Raw genomic sequence first — 16,951 nt, forward strand, 5'->3', positions numbered from 1 at the left:
CGCTCAGGTGAAAAGCCAAAGAGCTCGGCTTCTCTCAAAATACGCTCAGGTGTGAAGTCAAAGAGCTCGGCTTCCCTTAAGACTCACTCAGGTAGATGCCAAAGAGCTAACATCCCCCCAGAAAAAGCTAGGGTACTAAAGCAAAGTACTTCAATTCTCTTAAAACAGCTCAGATACAAACCCTTAAATTTGCTCAATTAGTTTCTGTAAATCCTCTTTTGAACGAGGCAACTTAATGTTTTCCTTCAATAATTTTTTACTTTGTAAAGCAAGCGCCATTTCAAAGACCCAGGGACGTTCCAGATGAGCACGTTGGAGTAAATCCTCCTGATAAAACATCTCAACAGGGTCCCCATTATAGATGATTTTTCCACCTTCCATAACGATTATTTGATCTGCCCATTCATAAGCTAATGGAATGTCATGGGTGGCCAATAAAATAGTGCGATTTCCGTTTTCTAATTTCGCTAAATATTGCAAAACTTGTGCAGCATAATAATTATCGAGTCCTGCGGTTGGCTCGTCTAATAGTAATACAGATGGCTCCATTGCTAGTACGCCTGCCATGGCTACCCGTTTTTTTTGACCCACACTTAAAAAATGTATTGGTTTATCGAGTAATGCTTCCACCTCTGTTTGTGCAACTGCCCAAGCCATTTTTTCTTCTATTTTTGTAGTTGTCCAGCCAAGGTTCAAAGGTCCAAATGCAATATCCTGCTTTACTGTACCAGAAAACAGCTGATTGTCTGCATCCTGAAATACAATGCCAACCTGTTGACGTAATTCTTTTAATGCTTTTCTACTATAATGTAGCTGCTTGCCACAAAAGGCTATCGTTCCAGTAGTTGGTTTAAGAATGCCATTGAGATGCTGAAATAATGTAGATTTTCCCGCTCCATTATGACCAAGTAAGGCAATTTTTTTGCCCTTCGGAATTTGGAGTGTAATATCTGTTAGGGCATGTGTTCCATCTGCATAGGCATAAGAAAGCTGATTTAGTTCAAAGTAAAAGTCTGTCGTCATTAGAAAAACCCTCCGTACACGATGAGGAATAGTAAGATAGCTGCAATACCTAGCCAGTTTTTCATGCTATAGGTTGCATTTTCCTGCCAATAGACCGTTTCGCCACCTCGTGCTTGCATGGCATTATTAAGTTCGCGGCTTCGTTGGAACATTTCAGCAAATAATGCAGCAATAAGCATAGATATAGAGCGTAGCCACTGGGCAGGTGAATGATAACCAAGTCGTGCCTGCTGAGCAAGATGAATTTTTTGCATACTGTCTAAAAAAATAAAAATAAATCGGTATGTTAATTCCACTAGTTCAACAAACAAGGCAGGAATTCTACATTGTCGTAACACATGACAAATAGACTGTACAGATGTTGTTAGGATTAAAAAATATAAACAACTGACACTGCCAAGAACGATGAAAAAAAGTTGCTTTGCTGTAACTAAGCTTGCATTGCCAACAAAAATTGTCCAATCATTGAAAGAAAATGCCCAAATATGTGCAGGTAATTCGTTAGCCGCCGGAGCTATTGAAATTAGAATAGATAGTAAGCTAGATAGTAAAAAAAATCCGGGTAACAATAATAGTTTTAAATAATATTTCACAGGGATTTTAGCGCCTATAATGATAAAAGCACTCATTACAATAAATGTAATGAGTGAAATTCGTTCATCTCTCATGATAAGCGACAATAATAATAGTCCAAAAGAAAACAACATTTTTTCTAGCGGATGAACAGACGCTAGCTTATTCATATATGCATACTTATCAATGAGTAACATACTTAACCTTCTTTATGTTTGCCGCGCATTAAGCCAATAAAGTATCCGATAAATCCAGCACCTATTGCAGCTTGTAGTGCAAATAATAGGCTTTCAATTTCTCCACTTGGTGGTTCCCATATGCTTTCAAACCATGGTTCGTAGTCAGCATTTATTTCCCCGATTGCTGCCTCTGCTTCACCATCTGCACCTTCGAATTCTGCACCCTTTTGAATGAATAGAGGGATAATTGCTAATAACACAACGATAGCTAGCAGTAATAAGTTTTTTTTCATTCTAATGTGCCTCCTTTGTTGAAAAAACACGTAATGCTTTTAATTCGCTCACATTGTATTTTTTCAAGAAGTTCATCACAACTACGGTTAAAATCCCTTCACTAACAGCAAGAGGGATTTGTGTTAATGCAAAAATACCTGCAAATTTTGTGAATGACGCCATAAAGCCACCAACCTCAGAAGGAAAAGCAAGAGCTAATTGAACAGAAGTGACAATATATGTACCTAAGTCACCGAGCATAGCAGCTAAAAACACAGCTACAGAAAATGAAAGACCCATTTTTTGAGAGCCTTTAAATACATAATAAGCAATAATTGGACCAACTACTGCCATAGAAAAGGCATTTGCTCCTAAAGTTGTAAGCCCTCCATGCGCTAAAAGTAAAGCTTGGAATAATAATACAATTGTTCCGATTACACTCATTGCTAATGGACCAAAAAGAACTGTACCAAGTCCAACTCCTGTTGGATGCGAGCAGCTTCCAGTTACTGACGGAATTTTTAATGCTGATAAGACGAAGGCAAAGGCACCTGATAGTCCTAAAATCATTTTAGTTTCAGGGTTTGCATCGATCGTTTTACGAATTGAACGTAATCCTAAAATAATAAATGGAATAGATACAACCCACCAGAAAATGGCCCATTCAATTGGTAAAAAGCCCTCCATTATATGCATGGCGAATGCACGATTTGGCACAAATAAAAATGCCAATAAGAAATAACTAAGCTTCCAGCCTGAGAATTTCAAAATTTCTCCTCCTTACATATAGTTTTTGAATTAGCGTGCGAAAAATAAAAAACACTTCTCCTTAGGGAAAAGTGCATAGCTAAAACAAATAGAATTCGATTCTACTAAGCCGCACACCTATCCTCGTAGGTTGAAACGTTCACATTCTTTTCGGCAGGTCTCCTGGCTTTAGTTCCTCATTTTATAGGCCTTCCCATCCGTTGGACAGTGACATTCTCTATAAAACTCCCTAGTACAGTGGCGGGACCGCGCCGGACTTGAACCGGCTTCCCTTTTAAGCGAAATGATAAGCACTTCGCACCGAAAAAAGATGAAGTTGTGAGATTTCACGACAAAGTGTAACATAATTTTCCATCATGATGCTATCTTTTTTTAGAAAAAAATTTTTAAAATTGAGGTACAATCTAGAAAATTCTGATAAAATAAAAGAGAAATTTTTCTTTTTTCTACGAATTTTTTGATGAAATTTTAATGAAAATGTCACAATTTTAGAGAGAAATATTGAAATTTTAAAATTTTAAGATATGATAGAGACAGTTTTAAATTCATGTTAAACATACAAATTTGATATAAAAACATACATAAGTGCTTGAATATTTTCAAGATAATAGGGAAATTGGTGAAAGTCCAATACAGCCCCCGCTACTGTAATAGCTGATGAAATCGCAAATGCCACTAGTGCAAACTTGGGAAGGCGCGAAAGTAAATGGAAGCTTAAGTCAGGAAACCTGCTTATGGAATGATGCATGCAAACTTTTCGGAGGGAGAAGTTGAAGCAAAGGCGAATACCTATCTTATTCGACTTTATTTGGCTTCTACAAAACCTTTACTCTTCGATTAGAGTAAAGGTTTTTCTTGTTCCTAAACGTATTGAGGGGAGAACAACGATGACTACTTGGAATTTAGAGGGGATGCAGACACATCTTTTTATTTGCAATGGCAGTAGCTGTATGAAAAAAGAAGCAGAGGAAATTACGCAAGCCATTCGTGATGAGATACAGTTGCAGGCACTTGATAAAAAAATACATACAACCCGGACACGTTGTAATGGCAGATGTAAGGATGCATGTGTTGTCATTGCTTATCCGCAAGGGAATTGGTACCGTGTGCCAACAACTGAACATGCGAGGGCACTTGTGCAGGATTTACATCATGAGTCACTGCACCATGAACATGTTTTTACGCTTCGTGAGGGCACATTACAGCGCACAGCACAAACAACAGCCATTAAAGGCATCGAAAAGGTGAAAGAGGGGTAACAAAAATGGCGCAAAAAGGAAAGATTTTTGTAGTTGGCTTTGGGCCTGGTGATTTTAATCATATTACACATCGGGCTGTAGAGGCATTACAACAGAGTGATATGATCATAGGCTATAAAACATATGTAGAGCTAATTCAGGACTTAGTGAATGCAAAATCCATTGTTAGTACGGGTATGACGGAGGAAGTATCTCGTGCACAGGAAGCGGTACGCCAAGCAGAGGCTGGGAATATTGTTTCCGTTATTTCCAGCGGTGATTCTGGTGTATATGGAATGGCAGGTTTAGTGTATGAGGTATTAATCGAGCTTGGTTGGACGGAGGCAACTGGTGTAGAGGTAGAAATTGTTCCAGGTATTTCTGCTATCAACTCATGTGCAAGTTTACTAGGAGCGCCAATTATGCATGATGCTTGTACGATTAGTTTAAGTGACCACCTAACACCCTGGAATTTAATTGCGAAGCGTGTGGAAGCAGCAGCGATGGCGGATTTTGTGATTGCACTGTATAACCCAAAAAGTGGTCGACGTACAAGACAAATTGTGGAGGCCCAACGAATTTTATTAGAATATCGTTCACCTGATACACCAGTGGGACTTGTTAAAAGCGCTTATCGTGACCGTCAGGAGGTTACCATGACAACTTTAGCAGAAATGCTAGAGCATGATATTGGGATGCTGACAACGGTTATTATCGGAAATTCATCAACATTTTTCTATGATAATAAAATGATTACACCACGTGGCTATCAGCGTAAATACACACTTGGAGAGGAGAAGCAGCCATTACGTCCACACCAACGTTTAAGGGAAGAAAATGAACCATGGGCAATGAATCAAGAAACAGGGAAGGCACGCAATGACTTTGCGGCAGATCCCAACGCTAATCGCATCGAACCCAGTTTAGCCATTTCTCCTAATCCGAAACAAAAAAAAACTTCACTTGAGATGGCGACAGCAGCCTTAGCGATGGTCAACGGAACAAGTGAGGTAAAGGCAACACCCAAGCTTGTGCAACAAAAAATCGAATCTATCTTTGAGTTAGCTGTGAGCCCAGGAGTAGCCAATAAATTTTTCACCCCGCAACAGATGATGACGCTAGCAGAGGTTGTCGGGGAGGATGGAACGATGGAATACACGCCAGACCATCAAATCCATTTAAAAATTCCAACAACGGGGCCAGAAAAAATTACAGCAAAGCTACGTGAGGTTGGATTCTTACTGGCTCCGATTGGGGATGTACTATCATTAAAGGCTTGTGACTTCTGTTATGGGGAAAAGGCTGATTCGATTCCATATGCCGAGGAGATTCAGAAGCAGCTTGGCGGAATGTCTTTACCGAAAACGTTGAATATTGGCTTTAATGGCTGTGGTATGGCATGCTATCGAGCAGTATTTGATGATATTGGCATCGTTTATCGTAAAAGTAAGTTCGATGTTTTTATTGGGGCAAAGCCAGTTGGTCGTACAGCGCATGCTGCACAGCCAGTTGTAGAGGGACTAGAGCCTGAACAACTTATTCCGCTCATTACGGACATCATCGAAGAGTATAAAGCAAATGCCCATCCAAATGAACGTTTGTTTAAGTATTTTAAGCGTGTGAAAAAGATTCTACATTTTACGTATCAGGACATGTCTTCAAAAATAAAAGTAGAGCCCGCTCCATGCGGTGACTAGTGAGGAGTAATGAGATGAAAGCAATTTTATTTGTCGGCCACGGGAGCCGTTTAGCAGCAGGAAATGATGAGGTGCGTACATTTATCGAGCAAATGGCACCTCGTATTGATGATAGCTTCTTAGTAGAAACGTGTTTCTTGGAGTTTGCTTCTCCAAACATTGAAGAGGGTATAACAAACTGTGTCAAGAAGGGTGCAACAGAGGTGCATGTGATTCCAATCATTCTTCTTCATGCTGGACATTCAAAGCTACATATTCCGGCAGAAATTGAGCATGCGCGAGAACATTATCCACATATTACATTCACATATGGTCAAACAATCGGTGTCCATGAAGAGATATTTGCAATTTTAGAGGATCGTTTAGCTGAAATCGGCTTCAATGCTGAAGAGGAGCAACAGGATACAGCTATATTATTAATTGCACGAGGCGGCAGTGACCCATATGCAAATGGAGACTTTTATAAAATTACACGTCTGCTGTGGGAAAAATTGCCTGTGAAATATGTAGAAAGTGCCTTTATGGGGGTAACGGATCCTCGTGTCGAAGAGGGAATTGAGCGCTGTGTTAAGCTAGGTGCTAAAAAGATCATTATGCTTCCATACTTTTTATTCACGGGTATCCTAATGGAACGCATGAATGGTATGTGTCAACAATTTAACGACAAATTTCCAGAGTGTGATATTCAAATTGCTGACTATTTTGGGTATCATGAACGCTTGCAAAATGTGCTACTTGAGCGTATTGAGCAGGCTGTAAATGGGACATCAACAGGTATGCAGGATTTAGAAAACTATCGAGCTTATGCAGCAGTGCATGGTCATGCGCATCATCATCACCATCATGACCACGACCATGATCACGACCACCATGATCATCATCACGAACATGACCACCACCATGAAGAGGAGTCTGTGAAATGATTTTCATGTTAGCAGGGACAAGTGATGCCAGAAACTTAGCTCTTGAAATACAGTCAGCAGGCTATCAGGTAACAGCAACAGTTGTTACTGAGTCTGCAGCCTCTAGCCTTGCTGAGGTGGGTCTACCTCATTTAGTTGGACGGTTAACAGCTGAGGAAATGGCAGCAATTATGACAGAACAAGGCTATCGTTTAGTTGTAGATGCCTCTCATCCTTTTGCTGAGGAAGCTTCAAAAAATGCCATGGCAGCAGCGGAGCAAGCAAATATACCATATATTCGCTATGAACGCGCGCATGAACATTATTCTCATCCTCTTATAACAGTAGTAAAAGATTATGAGGAGGCTGCTCACTTAGCAGCAGAAAAACGTGGTGTCATAATGCTAACAACAGGCAGTAAAACGCTTGCGACATTTACGAAGGTTTTACATGGTCTGGAGAATACAAGAGTGATTGCACGTATGCTACCTAGACTCGATAACATGGAGAAATGTGAGGCACTTGGTGTGGCACAAAGGGACATAGTCGCTATACAGGGACCCTTTTCAAAGGAATTAAACGAAGCACTCTTTCGTCAATATGATGTGACCTTGATGATTACGAAGGAAAGTGGCAAGGTTGGCTCAGTGGATGAAAAGCTAGAGGCAGCACTTGCATGTGGCATTGAGACAATATTAATTGCAAGACCAAATATAAAGTATGGCCAGCAATATTCTACATTTACAGAAGTACTACAGGCAGTACAACACACACTTTAGGAGGCAATTCAGATGGATTTTAAAACAGATTTCAAACCTTTAACGGTAGATCCGGATAAAATTTACGATTACAGTTTTTCAATTATAGCAGAAGAAATGGGCGAGCATGATTTTTCAGAGGATGAGTGGAAGGTTGTTCGTCGTATTATTCATGCATCTGCTGATTTTGAGCTTGGTCGTAGCGTTATTATTACTCCAGGGGCAATTGAGGCAGGTATCAAGTCTATTCTTGCAGGTCGCCATGTGATTGCTGATGTGCAAATGATCGAAAGTGGCTCAGGAAAAAAACGTTTCCAAAAGCATGGTGGGGATCTACATTGCTATATCGCAGATGAAGATGTCTCAGTAGAAGCGAAAAAACAAAATACAACACGCGCTATTATCTCCATGCAAAAAGCTGCTAAATTACATGAAGGTGGAATTTATGCCATTGGTAATGCACCAACTGCATTATTAGAGTTAATCCGTTTAATTAAAGAAGGCTTAGCAAAACCAGATCTAATTATCGGTATGCCAGTTGGCTTTGTATCTGCAGCAGAGTCAAAAGAGGAATTATTAAAATTAGAAGGTATTCCGTATATTACGAATGTTGGCCGTAAAGGCGGTAGTACAGTGACGGTTGCCGCTTTGAATGCCATTTCACTTTTAGCGGATGAACAGGCGAAAAAATAATGGAGCGGAAGCCGAAAAAGGATCCCAAGGACATGCGTCACGGTTATACAACGGGAGCCTGTGCAACTGCGGTGGCAAAGGCAGCATTGCTAGCACTAATTACAAATGAAGAGCAGGAAACTAGTACAATTCATTTGCCAATTGGGCGAGATGCAACCTTTACTATTGAAAATTGTACGTTTGAAAACAATACGGTAAGCTGTGAAACCATAAAGGATGCTGGGGATGATCCAGATGCTACACATAAAGCACTTATTATTGGCACGGTGAGCTGGGCCGATACACCTGGCATTCATCTTGATGGTGGGATTGGTGTCGGGCGGGTAACAAAGCCTGGCTTACCTGTCCCAGTTGGAGAAGCGGCTATTAATCCCGTACCTCGTAAAATGATTCATAGCACTGTACAGGGTGTTCTTGACGATTTTCAAATTAAGCGAGGCGTCAACGTTATTATTTCTGTCCCAGATGGTGAAGAAATTGCGAAAAAGACCTTAAATGGTCGTCTGGGGATCATAGGTGGTATTTCCATTTTAGGCACAAGGGGAACCGTCGTGCCTTTTTCGAGTTCCGCTTATATGGCAAGTATAGTGCAAGCAATAAGCGTTGCTAAGGCAGCTGGCTGTGAGCATTTAGTCATTACAACAGGGGGACGCAGTGAAAAGTATGGAATGGCGCAATACCCTAATCTACCAGAGGAAGCATTTATTGAAATGGGCGATTTTGTTGGCTTTACGTTAAAGCACTGTAAACGTCTCGGCATTAAGCGAGTCTCTCTTGTTGGCATGATGGGGAAATTCTCGAAAGTGGCGCAAGGTGTGATGATGGTGCATTCCAAAAGTGCTCCGATAGATTTTAATTTTTTAGCACAACTGGCTACAGATATAGGTGCAGACAAGGACACAATAGCTGCTGTACAGGAGGCCAATACCGCTTCACAGGTAGGCGAAATTATGGCAGAAAAGGGCTATGATGCATTTTTCCATCATTTATGTGAAGCTTGCTGTTACTCCTCCTTACACCATATTAAAGGCGGTTTAACGCTTTCCACATCGATTTATTCGATGCAGGGACAATTATTAGGAAGGGCTGATGACATTGCATCGATCGATGAAATTGATTGGGATCGGGGATAACGGACTAGAAAGCTTGCTGCCGCAATATAGGCAGTGGATTGAAGACTGTGAGGTACTTGTTGGTGGGGAGCGTGTTCTGGAATTTTTCCCGACCTTTAAAGGCGAAAAAATAATGATTAAAGGTGGCCTTTCTACACTTGTTACTAGATTATCTGAAGAAACAAGAAATACTGTTATCCTAGCATCGGGTGATCCATTATTTTATGGAATCGGCAGTTACTTAGCAAAAAAGCTAGACATAGAGGTTTACCCATATATAAGCTCAGTGCAACTTGCCTTTGCAAAGATGGGGGAAAGCTGGCAGGATGCCTATGTCACGAGTATTCATGGACGCTCCATGAAGGGCTTAGCGCAGCGTATTGATGGCAAAAAGAAAGTGGCGCTTCTAACAGATGCGGAAAACAATCCGAATGCACTAGCGCGATATTTAAAGCATTTTGACATGACGGAATACCGAGCATTTGTTGCGGAAAACTTACAAGGTACCAATGAAAGATTCGGCTGGTATTCGCTTGATGAATTAGAAGAAGCTGATTTTTCTCCTTTAAATGTCGTTATTCTTCAGCAAATTTCAGAGCCAAAACATTATGCACTTGGCATTGATGATGAAGAATTCTCACAGCGTAAGCCAGATAAAGGGTTAATCACAAAAAAAGAAATTCGTGTATTAAGTTTGCAGGCAATGCAGCTTCAAAAGGATAGTATTATCTGGGATGTTGGGACTTGTACAGGTTCAATGGCAATTGAGGCTGGCAAGCTTGCGCCAGAAGGTCAAGTGTTTGCAGTGGAGAAAAATGCTCCAGATTTAGAAAATTGCCTGCAAAACCAGCAAAAGTTCCGTGTCGATATTACGGCAATTCATAGTAAAGCGCCAGCAGGACTTGAAAACTTCCCTGATCCGGATGCCATTTTTATCGGCGGCACAGGAGGCGAAATGGTGGAATTATTGCAATTGTGTTGTAAACGATTAAAACAAAATGGACGTATTGTCCTAAATGCTGCAACCATCGAAAATTTATATAAGGCAGTGGAAGCATTTAAGGCATGTGGTCTTGCTGTAGATATTTTACAGGCACAGCTTGCTCGCAGTAAACCAATCTTAGATATGACACGCTTTGTTCCATTAAATCCTATTTATATTATTACGGCTTATCGAAAGGAAGAGAATCATGAGTAATCTTGGTATTTTATATGGCTTGGGCGTAGGTCCTGGCGACCCAGAATTAATTACAGTGAAGGCATTTCGTGTTATCCAGGAATCGCCAGTTATTGCCTATCCAAAAAAGCTAAGAGGCAGTAAAAGCTATGCACATCGAATCGTGGATGTTTATATTAATCCAGAGGAAAAGGATATGCTAGGCCTAGTTTTTCCGATGACGAAGGATGAGGCTGTATTAGAGCGTGAATGGACAAAATCTGTTGAGCTTGTTTATGAAAAATTGAAAGAAGGTAAAGACGTCGCATTTGTTACAGAGGGAGATCCTCTATTATATAGTACGTTTATTCATATGATGAAGCTGATGCAGGACAAGTACCCAGAGGTTGAAATCCGTACAGTTCCAGGTATTTCTTCATTTAATGGTTCTGCATCACGCTTAGGAATTGCACTAGCGGATGGAGATGACAAAGTTGCCATTATACCTGCTCATGATGATTATAATGCAATGCGTGAAGCTATTGAAAGTCATGATGCAGTTGTGTTTATTAAAGTGGCAAAGGTTATTGACCTAATGCTACAGGTGCTACGAGATTTAGATTTACTTGATAAAGCTTCAGTTGTCACAAAGGTAACATCTGACGAGGAAATTATTTGGGATGTACGTGAGCTAGACGGTGTCGAGCTAGAATATTTAACATTAATGGTGGTGCGTAAATAATGAAAAAAATCTATATTGTCGGCGCTGGTCCTGGTGATCCAGATTTAATTACAGTGAAAGGCTTACATATGCTACAAACGGCAGACGTGGTCATGTATACAGATTCTTTAGTCAATGAGGACCTAATTGCAAAAGCTAAGCCAGATGCTGAGGTAATCCGTACAGCAGGTATGCATTTAGAAGAAATGGTAGCTGTTATGGTGGATCGTGTTAATGCAGGGAAGGTAGTAGCTCGTATGCATACAGGAGATCCTGCCATGTACGGAGCTATTATGGAGCAGGTAGCTCTTTTAAAGAAGGAAGGCATTGGCTATGAGGTAATTCCAGGTGTGAGCTCAGTCTTCGCTTCTGCGGCAGCAATTGGTGCAGAATTAACAATTCCAGATTTAACGCAAACACTTATTTTAACACGTGCAGAAGGGCGTACACCTGTACCGGAATTTGAAAAACTACGTGATTTAGCAAGTCATCATTGTACAATTGCGCTATTCCTTAGTGCAACTTTAACGAAAAAAATTGTCAAAGAGCTACAAAGTGCAGGCTGGGCAGATGATACACCAGTAGCTGTTATTCAACGTGCATCTTGGCCAGACCAAAAAATCGTACGTACAACACTAGTTGAATTAGATGAAGCGATGCGTGTAAACGGTATTCGGAAACATGCGATGATTTTAGCTGGCTGGGCTTTAGATCCAACTATACATGATAAGGATCAATATCGCTCGAAATTATATGATGCAACCTTTACACATGGCTTTAGAAAAGGTGTGAAGACAAGTGATTGAATTACAAGAGGGCGTTTTACCGGAGGTTGATCAACGAAATCCCTATGCTGTAGTCGCCATCACCAAGCATGGTGTTCAAATTGGACGTCGATTGCAGCATACCTTCGCGGCAAGTGATTTATATTATATGAGTAAATTTGAGCAGGGCGATGAAGTAGACAAGCATATACAACTGTTTACAGGTACTGTGCGCTTGCTATTACCAACTCTTTTTAAGCAATATAAAGGCTTAATTTTAATCATTTCACTAGGCGCAGTTGTACGGATGATTGCCCCAATACTAAATGATAAAAAAACAGACCCTGGTGTTGTTGTCATTGATGATCGTGGTGAAAATGTAATTAGTGTATTATCTGGACATTTAGGCGGTGCCAATGAGCTGACACATGAAGTAGCTGCTGCACTAGGCGCCAATCCAATAATTACAACAGCTTCCGATGTACAAAAAACGATTCCAGTTGATTTATTTGGTGCCCGTTTTGGTTGGGTATGGGATAGTGCAGATAAATTGACACCTGTTAGTGCATCTGTTGTGAATGAGGAGCATGTTGCTATCGTTCAGGAGACGGGTGAACGTGATTGGTGGATGCGTGATACACCAATGCCAGAACAAATTAAAATTTATCCATCCACACAGGCGGCAATAAAGGCTAAGCCGCATGCGACATTGCTAATTACAGATCGCATGATAGAGCCTGAAGAAGAAGTACTGCTTGAAAATGGTGTGATTTACCGACCAAAATCAATAGTACTAGGTATGGGCTGTAATCGCGGGACAACTCTGGATGAAATTGAGCAAGTTATTGATGAAACGCTGGCTGAGCTAAAGCTTTCGAAAAAAAGTGTGAAGGCATTATGCACAATAGATTTAAAGAAAGATGAGCAATGCTTCTTGGACATTACTAGAAACTATGATTGGGAATTTGTCACCTATTCACCGGATGAATTAAACGAAATAGATTTCCCTTCCCCTTCGGAAACAGTTTTTAAATATACAGGAGCTTATGGAGTCAGTGAACCAGCTGCTATGCGTTATGCTAAGGTAAATGCGCTCATTTTAGAAAAGAAGAAATCAGGCAATGCTACGATCTCTGTTGCTAGATTACTATTTTAAGGAGGAAGTCCATGCAAACAAATCGTTTTGTACTGGCTGGTACGGGCAGTGGCGTAGGTAAAACAACTTTCACGATTGGATTGATGAAGGCTTTACAAAATAAGGGGAAAGTTGTACAGGGCTTTAAATGCGGTCCTGATTATATAGATCCAACCTACCACACAGCCGTAACAGGAAGAGTATCTCGGAATATTGATAGCTGGATGTTTTCACATGAAGCTGTACGAGATATTGTTGCGCGCGCAAGTATGGGTGCAGATGTTGCCATTATTGAAGGTGTTATGGGCTTCTATGATGGTAAAAGTCCTTTATCTGATGAAGGCTCTGCGGCAGACATCAGTGTTATCACAGAAAGCCCTGTCATTTTAATTGTTAATTGTGCTAGTATGGCCCGAAGTGTTGCGGCAGTTGTAAAGGGCTTCCAACTGCTGTCTGATAAGCCAAATATAGTTGGGGTGATTGCGAATCAGGTTGGCAGTGTCGGTCATTATGAGATTGCGAAAGCTGCGATTGAGCAGGAATGTGGTATCCCTGTTATTGGCTACTTAAAGCGTGAGGAAGGAATTGATATCCCTAGTCGCCATTTAGGACTAGTACCTGCGATAGAACGTGGAGAACTGGATTCATTTTTTGAGAAGCTAGGTTCGTTAATGGCAGAGACAATAGATGTAGATCAATTATTGAACCTAACAAAGGCTCCTGTTCTACAAGAAGCAGGACAGCTATTTGCAAAAGAGCCATCGCAAAACATTTGCATTGCTGTTGCAAAGGATGCGGCATTTAATTTTTATTATGAAGAAAACCTAGCGCTACTACGTGCCAAAGGTGCAACACTACAATTTTTCTCACCGCTTGCCAATGAAGCTGTGCCTGCTGAGGCTGATGGGCTATATATTGGCGGGGGCTTCCCAGAGGAATTTGCGGAAACACTGGCGAACAATGTAGAAGCCAAAAGTTCGATTCGTGAAGCAATTGCCAAAGGTTTACCAACATTAGCGGAGTGTGGGGGCTTTATGTATTTGACAGAGGCTATTTCAAATAATGATGGTATTCGTTTTGATATGGTAGGTGTTATTCCTGGTGAAGTTACCATGCAAACAAAGCTAGCAGCTCTTGGCTACCGTGAAATTTATGGCACTCAACATAATTTCTTAATAGGTACAGACGAAGAAGCTAAAGGACATGAATTCCACTATTCAACATATAACGGCTCTCATAATACGCCTGCCTATCAAACAAAAGGTCGTTTTGGGAAAAAGCAGGAGGGCTATCAAGAAGGAAATCTAGTAGCTGGCTATACACATTTTCATTTCGTATCAAACCCAAAGCTTGTTGACAATTGGCTATCAGCTTGTAAGAAGGTGAAAAATCATGACTAATTATTTTCCAATTCATATCAATATTGAATACAAAACCGTAGTAATTGTTGGAGGCGGACATGTAGCAACGCAGAAGGTTGCATCTTTGATTCCAGCTAAAGCAAATATTGTTGTCGTGAGTCCAACACTAGATGACTCATTATTCCCACTTGTGGAAGCAAGGAAAATTACATGGCGTGAAAAAGAATTTGAACCACGTGATTTAGATGATGCATCACTGATTATTGCCGCGACCAATGATACATCAGTAAATGAGGCTGTTCAAGAAGCTGCTCAGCATTGGCAGCTTATTAATCGTGCGGATGCACAAGCTGAGAGTGATTTTATTACACCAGCAACTGTTCGTCGGGGTCCTTTAGTGCTCACGGTATCAACATCAGGTGCTAGTCCAGCATTAGCAAGAAAAATTAAAGCCGATCTCGAAGAACAATTTGATGAGATTTATGATGACTACGTATGCTTTTTACAACAGGCACGATTAATGATTGCTGCAAAATTTGAAAAAGGTCAGCAAAGACGAGCCGCGTTACAGGCATTACTAGAACCAAACTTACTAGAATGGACACGTCGAGGTGAGATGGATAGACGTGAAGCCTACTTACAACAATTACTGATGGGAGAAGCATAATGAAGGATGGAATGGTGTATTTAGTAGGGGCTGGACCAGGAGACCCCAAGCTTATTACAGTATATGGGCTTGAATGTATTCAGAAGGCAGATGTTATTGCCTATGATCGTCTTGTGAATCCTAAATTGCTAGAATTTGCGAAAAAGGATGCGGAGCTTGTGTACTGTGGTAAATTACCTGGCAAGCATCACCTTATTCAAGACGAGATTCATACATTACTTGTTGAAAAAGCGCAGGAGGGCAAAATTGTCACACGATTAAAGGGGGGAGACCCATTTGTTTTTGGTCGCGGTGCTGAGGAAGCCGAGGTATTAAAAAATCATGGAATTGCCTATGAAATCGTACCTGGCATAACAGCAGGAATTGCTGCCCCAGCATATGCAGGTATTCCTGTTACACATCGGGACTTTGCAACAAGCTTTGCACTCGTAACAGGTCATGGCCGTGAAGAAAAGGGACAAGACTTTTTAAACTGGTCTGCACTCGCAACAGGCATTGATACAGTGGCCTTTTATATGAGTGTTGGCAATATTGCCTATATTTCTAGAAAATTAATTGAGCATGGTCGTAAGGCATCTACCCCAGTTGCTGTCATTGAATGGGGCACAACAGATCAACAGCGTACCATTACAGGACAACTTGATGAAATTGCTAGCATTATTGAACGAGAGGGCTATCATAACCCTTCTATGATTATTGTTGGTGATGTCGTTAATGTCCGAGAAAAAATTCAATGGTTTGAAGAGCAGGGACTTGCTTTTTCGTAGAAGATTCAATTGGAGGGAACCGCATGACTATAATAGAGGCATTAAAAAATCGTCGAGCAATTCGTAATTATACAACACAGCCAGTTGAGAAAGAGAAAATTGAACAAATTTTACAAGCAGCCACTTATGCACCAAACGACCGTATGCGTGAGCCTTGGCATTTTTATGTCATCCAAGATGATGCCATGAAACGTTATGAGGAAATGGCAAATGCTTATTTACTAGAACGCTTTCCAACTAAGCCAAATTTGGTAGAAAGCTCATTGAAAGTTGTGCAAACGACACCTGTTGCCATTGTGGTGACAGCAGATATTGTGGAAGATGATGCTGATGCAACAGAGGATAACGTCTTTGCTGTTTGTAGTGCAATTATGTCCATGTGGCTTGCTGCAGAGGAGCTAGGACTTGGCTTTGTCTGGCGTACACGTGGTGTGGGGCTTGTTCATGATGAAAGAATGCATAACTTTATTGGAGCAGGTCAAACGCAAAAAGTAGTAGGTACTATTTTTATAGGCTATCCAGAGGAGCAGGAGCTTAAAGACAAGAAGCGTACCCCATTTGAGGAAAAAACAACATGGCTTTAAGGGAGGCTTAAAAAATGGCAAGAAAAGGCTTGTTTTTGGTTTATACAGGGGAAGGAAAGGGCAAAACAACTGCCTCTCTTGGCGTCACATTACGCGCGGTTGGAAGAGGGCTGAATGTACGTTATATGCAATTTATTAAATCACCAGAGCGTACATATGGAGAGCAAATTGCCCTAAGTAAGCTTGGCGTGAAAATGGAGCAGCTGGGTATTGGCTTTACTTGGACAAAAACGCCAGAAGAGCATCGTACGGCTTTAGCAAAGGCATGGAAGAAAACAAAAGCTGCCCTGCAGGACGACACGATTGATTTACTTGTATTAGATGAGCTGAACAATGCACTGGCTATCACAAAATTTCCAATTGATGATGTGCTACCCTTAGCAGAAGTTATTGAAGCCATACAACAGCGCCCTTCTACCATGCATTTAGTCGTAACAGGACGCAGTGCAAATCCAGCACTTATTGCCATGGCAGATTTAGTTTCAACAATTGAGGCGACAAAACACTATTATGATGAGGGTATTCCAGCTGTCAAAGGTCTTGAATTTTAAGCATATAAAAAGCAGCAGAAATCTGTGTA

General features: G+C 40.9%; 19 protein-coding genes and 2 riboswitches. Of the genes, 15 read left to right on the forward strand and 4 right to left on the reverse strand.

All coding sequences use genetic code 11. The features are described 5' to 3' along the window. Positions 1 to 183 precede the first annotated feature (183 nt). The 4 genes from AC2CGN_RS13140 to AC2CGN_RS13155 are packed head-to-tail and all read right to left on the reverse strand — an operon-like array spanning position 184 to position 2,816. Positions 184 to 1,023 (reverse strand): energy-coupling factor ABC transporter ATP-binding protein, encoded by an 840-nt coding sequence (locus AC2CGN_RS13140; RefSeq protein WP_429982208.1) that lies wholly within the window; start codon positions 1,021 to 1,023, stop codon positions 184 to 186. Further along, on the reverse strand, positions 1,023 to 1,793 hold the full coding sequence (gene cbiQ, locus AC2CGN_RS13145) for a cobalt ECF transporter T component CbiQ (RefSeq protein ID WP_283868512.1): 771 nt from the start codon (positions 1,791 to 1,793) through the stop codon (positions 1,023 to 1,025). Before cbiQ ends, AC2CGN_RS13140 begins: the two co-directional genes overlap by 1 nt. 2 nt (positions 1,794 to 1,795) lie before the next feature. Continuing rightward, a complete protein-coding gene (locus AC2CGN_RS13150) occupies positions 1,796 to 2,068 on the reverse strand; it encodes an energy-coupling factor ABC transporter substrate-binding protein (RefSeq protein WP_429982207.1) in 273 nt (90 codons plus the stop codon). A 1-nt stretch (position 2,069) separates the two neighbouring features. After that, on the reverse strand, positions 2,070 to 2,816 hold the full coding sequence (locus AC2CGN_RS13155; RefSeq protein ID WP_484514274.1) for an energy-coupling factor ABC transporter permease: 747 nt from the start codon (positions 2,814 to 2,816) through the stop codon (positions 2,070 to 2,072). A 135-nt stretch (positions 2,817 to 2,951) separates the two neighbouring features. Beyond that, positions 2,952 to 3,136, reverse strand: a riboswitch (cobalamin riboswitch). Positions 3,137 to 3,383: 247 nt separating this feature from the next. Further along, a riboswitch (cobalamin riboswitch) is annotated at positions 3,384 to 3,566 on the forward strand. Positions 3,567 to 3,703: 137 nt separating this feature from the next. On the opposite strand from AC2CGN_RS13155, the gene AC2CGN_RS13160 reads away from it, so the two are divergent. The 15 genes from AC2CGN_RS13160 to AC2CGN_RS13230 are packed head-to-tail and all read left to right on the forward strand — an operon-like array spanning position 3,704 to position 16,922. After that, entirely contained in the window at positions 3,704 to 4,075 is a 372-nt protein-coding gene (locus AC2CGN_RS13160) for a (2Fe-2S) ferredoxin domain-containing protein (RefSeq protein ID WP_313373222.1), read from the forward strand. Between the two features lie 5 nt (positions 4,076 to 4,080). Next, on the forward strand, positions 4,081 to 5,751 hold the full coding sequence (gene cobJ, locus AC2CGN_RS13165) for a precorrin-3B C(17)-methyltransferase (RefSeq protein ID WP_484514276.1): 1,671 nt from the start codon (positions 4,081 to 4,083) through the stop codon (positions 5,749 to 5,751). A 14-nt stretch (positions 5,752 to 5,765) separates the two neighbouring features. Next, the gene (locus AC2CGN_RS13170; protein ID WP_484514278.1) at positions 5,766 to 6,674 is read left to right on the forward strand and encodes a sirohydrochlorin chelatase; all 909 of its coding nucleotides are present in this window, start codon (positions 5,766 to 5,768) and stop codon (positions 6,672 to 6,674) included. Next, entirely contained in the window at positions 6,671 to 7,432 is a 762-nt protein-coding gene (cobK, locus tag AC2CGN_RS13175) for a precorrin-6A reductase (RefSeq protein WP_369593118.1), read from the forward strand. Before AC2CGN_RS13170 ends, cobK begins: the two co-directional genes overlap by 4 nt. A gap of 12 nt (positions 7,433 to 7,444) precedes the next feature. Next, entirely contained in the window at positions 7,445 to 8,104 is a 660-nt protein-coding gene (locus AC2CGN_RS13180; protein WP_286926075.1) for a precorrin-8X methylmutase, read from the forward strand. Further along, complete coding sequence (locus AC2CGN_RS13185; protein ID WP_429982203.1) at positions 8,104 to 9,237, forward strand: cobalt-precorrin-5B (C(1))-methyltransferase; 1,134 nt, start codon at positions 8,104 to 8,106, stop codon at positions 9,235 to 9,237. The genes AC2CGN_RS13180 and AC2CGN_RS13185 overlap by 1 nt, the downstream gene beginning before the upstream one ends. Next, positions 9,194 to 10,414, forward strand: a complete 1,221-nt coding sequence (gene cbiE / locus AC2CGN_RS13190) for a precorrin-6y C5,15-methyltransferase (decarboxylating) subunit CbiE (protein ID WP_484514280.1) — start codon at positions 9,194 to 9,196, stop codon at positions 10,412 to 10,414. Before AC2CGN_RS13185 ends, cbiE begins: the two co-directional genes overlap by 44 nt. Continuing rightward, entirely contained in the window at positions 10,407 to 11,114 is a 708-nt protein-coding gene (gene cobI, locus AC2CGN_RS13195; protein WP_484514282.1) for a precorrin-2 C(20)-methyltransferase, read from the forward strand. The genes cbiE and cobI overlap by 8 nt, the downstream gene beginning before the upstream one ends. Continuing rightward, positions 11,114 to 11,899 carry a precorrin-4 C(11)-methyltransferase gene (cobM, locus tag AC2CGN_RS13200; protein WP_283868501.1) on the forward strand — a complete coding sequence of 262 codons (786 nt, stop codon included), beginning with the start codon at positions 11,114 to 11,116 and terminating at the stop codon, positions 11,897 to 11,899. Before cobI ends, cobM begins: the two co-directional genes overlap by 1 nt. Next, complete coding sequence (locus AC2CGN_RS13205) at positions 11,892 to 13,013, forward strand: cobalt-precorrin 5A hydrolase (protein ID WP_484514284.1); 1,122 nt, start codon at positions 11,892 to 11,894, stop codon at positions 13,011 to 13,013. Before cobM ends, AC2CGN_RS13205 begins: the two co-directional genes overlap by 8 nt. Before the next feature lie 11 nt (positions 13,014 to 13,024). Then, the gene (locus AC2CGN_RS13210) at positions 13,025 to 14,392 is read left to right on the forward strand and encodes a cobyrinic acid a,c-diamide synthase CobB (protein ID WP_484514286.1); all 1,368 of its coding nucleotides are present in this window, start codon (positions 13,025 to 13,027) and stop codon (positions 14,390 to 14,392) included. Then, a complete protein-coding gene (locus AC2CGN_RS13215; RefSeq protein WP_484514288.1) occupies positions 14,385 to 15,020 on the forward strand; it encodes a precorrin-2 dehydrogenase/sirohydrochlorin ferrochelatase family protein in 636 nt (211 codons plus the stop codon). The genes AC2CGN_RS13210 and AC2CGN_RS13215 overlap by 8 nt, the downstream gene beginning before the upstream one ends. Beyond that, entirely contained in the window at positions 15,020 to 15,787 is a 768-nt protein-coding gene (cobA, locus tag AC2CGN_RS13220; protein ID WP_283868497.1) for a uroporphyrinogen-III C-methyltransferase, read from the forward strand. The genes AC2CGN_RS13215 and cobA overlap by 1 nt, the downstream gene beginning before the upstream one ends. A gap of 23 nt (positions 15,788 to 15,810) precedes the next feature. Continuing rightward, positions 15,811 to 16,371, forward strand: coding sequence for a nitroreductase family protein (locus AC2CGN_RS13225; protein ID WP_484514290.1), 561 nt, complete (start codon positions 15,811 to 15,813; stop codon positions 16,369 to 16,371). A 14-nt stretch (positions 16,372 to 16,385) separates the two neighbouring features. Then, positions 16,386 to 16,922, forward strand: coding sequence for a cob(I)yrinic acid a,c-diamide adenosyltransferase (locus tag AC2CGN_RS13230; RefSeq protein WP_429982196.1), 537 nt, complete (start codon positions 16,386 to 16,388; stop codon positions 16,920 to 16,922). Positions 16,923 to 16,951: the final 29 nt, after the last annotated feature.

This window comes from Lysinibacillus sp. DFXJR4, from assembly GCF_057196045.1.

What these genes read in the sequence shown, in the direction of transcription:
- AC2CGN_RS13225 (WP_484514290.1), top strand. Translation starts at nt 15,811, where the DNA reads ATGACTATAATAGAGGCATTAAAAAATCGTCGAGCAATTCGTAATTAT.
- cbiQ (WP_283868512.1), bottom strand. Translation starts at nt 1,793, where the DNA reads ATGTTACTCATTGATAAGTATGCATATATGAATAAGCTAGCGTCTGTT.
- cobK (WP_369593118.1), top strand. Translation starts at nt 6,671, where the DNA reads ATGATTTTCATGTTAGCAGGGACAAGTGATGCCAGAAACTTAGCTCTT.
- AC2CGN_RS13160 (WP_313373222.1), top strand. Translation starts at nt 3,704, where the DNA reads ATGACTACTTGGAATTTAGAGGGGATGCAGACACATCTTTTTATTTGC.
- cobI (WP_484514282.1), top strand. Translation starts at nt 10,407, where the DNA reads ATGAGTAATCTTGGTATTTTATATGGCTTGGGCGTAGGTCCTGGCGAC.
- AC2CGN_RS13230 (WP_429982196.1), top strand. Translation starts at nt 16,386, where the DNA reads ATGGCAAGAAAAGGCTTGTTTTTGGTTTATACAGGGGAAGGAAAGGGC.
- cobM (WP_283868501.1), top strand. Translation starts at nt 11,114, where the DNA reads ATGAAAAAAATCTATATTGTCGGCGCTGGTCCTGGTGATCCAGATTTA.
- cbiE (WP_484514280.1), top strand. Translation starts at nt 9,194, where the DNA reads ATGACATTGCATCGATCGATGAAATTGATTGGGATCGGGGATAACGGA.
- cobJ (WP_484514276.1), top strand. Translation starts at nt 4,081, where the DNA reads ATGGCGCAAAAAGGAAAGATTTTTGTAGTTGGCTTTGGGCCTGGTGAT.
- AC2CGN_RS13170 (WP_484514278.1), top strand. Translation starts at nt 5,766, where the DNA reads ATGAAAGCAATTTTATTTGTCGGCCACGGGAGCCGTTTAGCAGCAGGA.
- cobA (WP_283868497.1), top strand. Translation starts at nt 15,020, where the DNA reads ATGAAGGATGGAATGGTGTATTTAGTAGGGGCTGGACCAGGAGACCCC.
- AC2CGN_RS13150 (WP_429982207.1), bottom strand. Translation starts at nt 2,068, where the DNA reads ATGAAAAAAAACTTATTACTGCTAGCTATCGTTGTGTTATTAGCAATT.
- AC2CGN_RS13185 (WP_429982203.1), top strand. Translation starts at nt 8,104, where the DNA reads ATGGAGCGGAAGCCGAAAAAGGATCCCAAGGACATGCGTCACGGTTAT.
- AC2CGN_RS13210 (WP_484514286.1), top strand. Translation starts at nt 13,025, where the DNA reads ATGCAAACAAATCGTTTTGTACTGGCTGGTACGGGCAGTGGCGTAGGT.
- AC2CGN_RS13140 (WP_429982208.1), bottom strand. Translation starts at nt 1,023, where the DNA reads ATGACGACAGACTTTTACTTTGAACTAAATCAGCTTTCTTATGCCTAT.
- AC2CGN_RS13180 (WP_286926075.1), top strand. Translation starts at nt 7,445, where the DNA reads ATGGATTTTAAAACAGATTTCAAACCTTTAACGGTAGATCCGGATAAA.
- AC2CGN_RS13215 (WP_484514288.1), top strand. Translation starts at nt 14,385, where the DNA reads ATGACTAATTATTTTCCAATTCATATCAATATTGAATACAAAACCGTA.